The sequence below is a fragment of the Gemmatimonadota bacterium genome (genome assembly GCA_039715185.1).
Taxonomy (GTDB): Bacteria; Gemmatimonadota; Gemmatimonadetes; order Longimicrobiales; family RSA9; genus DATHRK01.
The window spans coordinates 1-3,961 of record JBDLIA010000153.1 but is presented as its reverse complement, the minus strand read 5'-3'; the positions used below and the strand labels follow the sequence as shown (position 1 = coordinate 3,961).

General features: G+C 68.2%; 5 protein-coding genes. 1 reads left to right on the top strand and 4 read right to left on the bottom strand.

The features are described from left to right. The 3 genes from ABFS34_15980 to ABFS34_15970 form a co-directional block, all read right to left on the bottom strand. A partial coding sequence (locus tag ABFS34_15980; GenBank protein MEN8376926.1) for a sodium:proton antiporter occupies positions 1–306 on the bottom strand: 306 nt, incomplete at its 3' end. Positions 307–410: 104 nt separating this feature from the next. Then, a complete protein-coding gene (locus ABFS34_15975; protein ID MEN8376925.1) occupies positions 411–845 on the bottom strand; it encodes an ester cyclase in 435 nt (144 codons plus the stop codon). Between the two features lie 10 nt (positions 846–855). Then, a complete protein-coding gene (locus tag ABFS34_15970) occupies positions 856–1,446 on the bottom strand; it encodes a hypothetical protein (GenBank protein ID MEN8376924.1) in 591 nt (196 codons plus the stop codon). Positions 1,447–1,529: 83 nt separating this feature from the next. Here ABFS34_15970 and ABFS34_15965 point away from each other — a divergent pair, with 83 nt between their 5' ends. Further along, positions 1,530–3,701: a BTAD domain-containing putative transcriptional regulator gene (locus ABFS34_15965; protein MEN8376923.1), complete on the top strand. Its 2,172-nt coding sequence runs from the start codon at positions 1,530–1,532 to the stop codon at positions 3,699–3,701. 62 nt (positions 3,702–3,763) lie between these two features. On the opposite strand, the gene ABFS34_15960 is transcribed toward ABFS34_15965, so the two are convergent. Next, positions 3,764–3,961: PorT family protein (locus ABFS34_15960; protein ID MEN8376922.1), on the bottom strand; the 198-nt coding region annotated here is incomplete at its 5' end.

Below are 3,961 nucleotides of genomic sequence, written 5' to 3'. Positions count from 1 at the left end.
CGCCCACAGGTAGACCAGCAGGATGAAGGCGAACGACTCGCTGCCGATGGCGGGAATGAGGAACGCGTCGAGGACGTTCCACTGACCGCTCACCGCGCCGCCGACCAGGATCCCGAGGAAAAGCGCCGTGATCACCTCGCGCGTCAGGAAGACGAGCAGCAGCGTGAACAGCGCCGGGAGCACCGACGCGAATCCGTAGTGCTCGCCCGACGGGCTCGCGAAGGGTTCGCCCGGGGCGACGAGGGCTGCTCCGGCGACCACCGCGGCGACCGCGGCGAGCGCGAGGATTCTGCGCGACTGGGGCATGTCTTGACCGCCTGCTGTTGGATGAGCGGGCCGTCAGGATGTGCCATGGCGACGCCGGCCGAAAGGCCGACGCCGCCACTCGTGCTTCACCGCCGTGCCGGCGCTCAGGGCGTCGGCATTGGCGGCATGTGTCCGAGCTGGCTCAGGAACGACACGTTGTCCCACGTGACGGCCACGTGCGCGATCCGGTCGCCGTCGATCCTGAAAACACCTGCGAACTCCAATGACGCCCACCTGTTGGACGGGGAGAACGGGCCCATCTGACCGGACTGCGTGCCCGAGTACGTCGCCCAGAACGCCACCCGATCGCCCTCGCCCACGACAGTCTCGAGGGTCACCCGGCTGTCGGGCACCGCCGCGGCATCCGACTCGATGAAGCGTCGGAAATCGTCCGGGCTACGCACCTCCACGTCGGGCGTAGCCGGACAGTGGCGGTGGAAGTCCGGGGCGAGAATCTCTTCCAGCGCCACGAAATTGCGGGCGTTGACCGCGTCGACGAAGCGACGGACCAGTTCCTTGTTGCGTGTCGTGTCGGACATGGCGTACTCCTCAGTAGCTGATCCAGCCCCGGGACTGAACATCGTCCGGACCGATGCCGTCGGCGTTCACGCCCCTGGTCGTGAGCTCACCGGTTGCGTTGGCGAAGCGACCCGTGCCTCCGATGATCTCGTGCGTGCCCACGGCGCGCAAAGATCCGTCCGCAAGGCTCAGGACGGCCACCCCATCAGAGCTCTCTAGCCACAGCTCGTCGCCGTGCGCGGCGGTCAGCACCCACAATGGATTCGTGAAGGTGGCGGTGGCATACGGCGGCGGTCCGGGGGCCTCGAACGGCGGGTCCGGGTCCGGGGCTACCTGACTGGTTATGCACGTGCTACCGACGCCCTCGAACCGTCCCATGTGAGTGGCGTTCCCCGCGATGACCGAATTGAGGAACGCGGCGCATGGTGCCGGGGGAGGATCGACCGGGTCCACCAGAGCCACGGTACCCTTGAACCGCATCGCCCTGACGGGACTGGCGGACAGCTGTGGGCCCGCCACGGCCGCGGCCGGATCCGACGATAGCCGGCTGTCGTCACACGCAGCCTGGACGGACAAGAGCGCGACGAGTGCAGAGACGATGGAAACGCGTTGCGGCGACATGGTTACCTCCTGGTCAGGGGATGTTGCACCCCCCATCTTGCGGATGAACCGTCTATAAATCGTCACTCTGACGGAAACATGAGGTGACGCTACTGCCATCGTCCGCCTCGCTGACGACTCTGGGACGCCCCGCTGTGGCTGGAGTCACGGACGCCCGGGCGGCGGCGCTTCTGGCTCGACCCAAGCGCCTGGCGCTGGTGGCCTACCTGGCGCTGGAGGGACCGAAGTCCCGGGAGGCGGTGGCATCGCTATTCTGGCCCGGGTCGCGCAGGGAACGTGGCCGCGGCGCCCTCCGGAACGCGGTGCACTTCCTTCGTCGCCATCTTGGACCGACGGCGCTGCGCGGACAATCGGACATGCTGCTCCTCGATGCTGGCAGCGTCCGCTGCGATGTCGTCACCTTCCGAACGCGCATCGCCGAGCGCCGCTTCGAGGACGCCGCCGAGCTATACCGAGGCACCTTTCTCCATGGCCTTCGGATTGTCGGCGCTCCGGAACTCGTCTCCTGGATCGAGGAGTGGAGGACCGAACTCGCGCGGGAGGCGTCCGCAGCCCACTGGGCGCTCGCGGACAGGGGGGAGGCGCTGGAGAACTGGATCAGCGCCGCGGACAGCGCCAGGCGGGCCGTCGCGCTTTCGGGCAACGAGGAGACCGGCGTGAGGCGGTTGATGCGCCTGCTCGATCGAGCGGGCGATCGCGTCGCCGCGCTGCGGGAGTACGAGACATTCGCGGGCCGCTGGGAACGGGAGATGGACCTGACGCCCTCTCCCGCAACCCGCCGGCTGGCGGATAGCCTGCGCAAGGGAGCGGGCGGCGCCGGGCGTGCTCGCGCCCTCCACGCGCCGGGCCCGAGACGGGTATCCCGGTACGGGCGGGTTGCCGTCCTCCCCCTGACGCTCCCGCTGTCGAATCCGACACATCTCTACCTGGCCGCGGGCCTCGCGCAGGAGTTGGTCGAGTCGCTCTCCAGGCTGCGGACCGTGCAGGTCATAGGACGAGTTTCTGCCGGCCGTTATGGCGACGGGGATCCCGGAGTCGTTCGGCGCGCTGCGCGAGAACTGGACGTTGACGCCGTGGTCGACGGCTCCCTGACGGCCTCGGAAGGCCGGCTAGCAGTCGTAATTCGCTTGCTCGACTCCGCCACCGAGACAACGGTCTGGGCCGACGTCCACGAGTGCGCTATATCCGGCACGCTCGAACTGCGCTCCCGGCTGGTAGAGAGTCTGCTGGATGCGCTCGATGCCGACCTGCCCCGAGGCGAGCGCGAGGAGATCTCACGCGGCCCGACTAGCGATGCCTCAGCCTTCGACGCCTACCTGCGCGGCCGCTGGTGTATGACTCACCGCTCGCAGGCGGCTCTGGAGAAGGCGGTCGGCCATTTCGAAAAAGCACTGTCGATCGACGGGCAGTTCGCCCTCGCGCTCGCCGGAATCGCCCAGGCGAACCTGCTGCTGTACCCGGCCGCGGGCCGGCGCGGGCACGAGATCAAGGTGCGCGCCCAGGAATACGCGCGGGCGGCGCTGGCCGTCGATCCGGAACTGGGCGAGGTACGGGCCGTCCTGGGCATGGTGAAGGGGCACTTCGAGCACGATTTCGAGGGCGGCGTGAATGAGCTCAGGCGCGCGACCGAGCTGAGTCCGGGGCACGCCACCGCGCACCACTGGTACGGCGCCTTCCTGACCTTCTTGTGCGGCCGTTTCGAAGAGGGTGAGCGCAGCTTGGAGCTCGCCAGCCAGCTCGATCCCTTCTCCCCGATCGTTCGTAACGACATCGGCCTGGCCGCGCTGCGCAGGGGAGACGTGGGCGAAGCGATAGAGAAGCTGCGAGGCGCGGTACGGCTGGAGCCCAGCTTCTGGCGCTCGCATTTCGATCTGGGAATCGCCTGCTTCGTCGCTGGCGACCGGGAGGCCGGTGCCCGGCACCTGCAGCGAGCCTGGGCACTCGGGGCTTTCGGGGCCAAGGATCTGGAGAAGGCCGGCCCGGCCTCGGAGCGAGGATGGCGCGAGGTGTTGGAGCGGAAGCTGGCGGAGCTGGCAACGACCTCTCTGCACAGGGGCACGCGCGGTTTCGAAGCCGCGCTCGTATGCATGCTGCTGGGCCGACACCAAGAGGCAATCGACTGGCTGACCCTCGTGGATGAGGAAGGGTCGGTGGCGTTGATCGGTCAGTACTACCCGCCCTTTTCGCCGCTCGAGGGGAACCCCGCCTTCGACGATCTCCTTCGGGCGGTCGGCTTGCGGGCGCCTCGCGGTTGAGGCGCCCGCGGAGCTTCGTCGGGCAGGAGGCTATACAAGATCCGCCCGCCAGGCTCCTGCCGTCAGCCGATCGGGCCGAGAGAGAACGAGTAGCCGATCATCGCCGCGCCGGAGCGGTGCTTCGCCTCCGTGTCGGTACTGGTATCGATATCGCGCAGGCCGACGTTGAAGCGACCCTCGATGAAGAGATCACCGGGGCCCGCGGGAAACGCGATGCCGCCGCCGAACAGAACGCCGAAATCGGTCGACTCGGTCTCGAA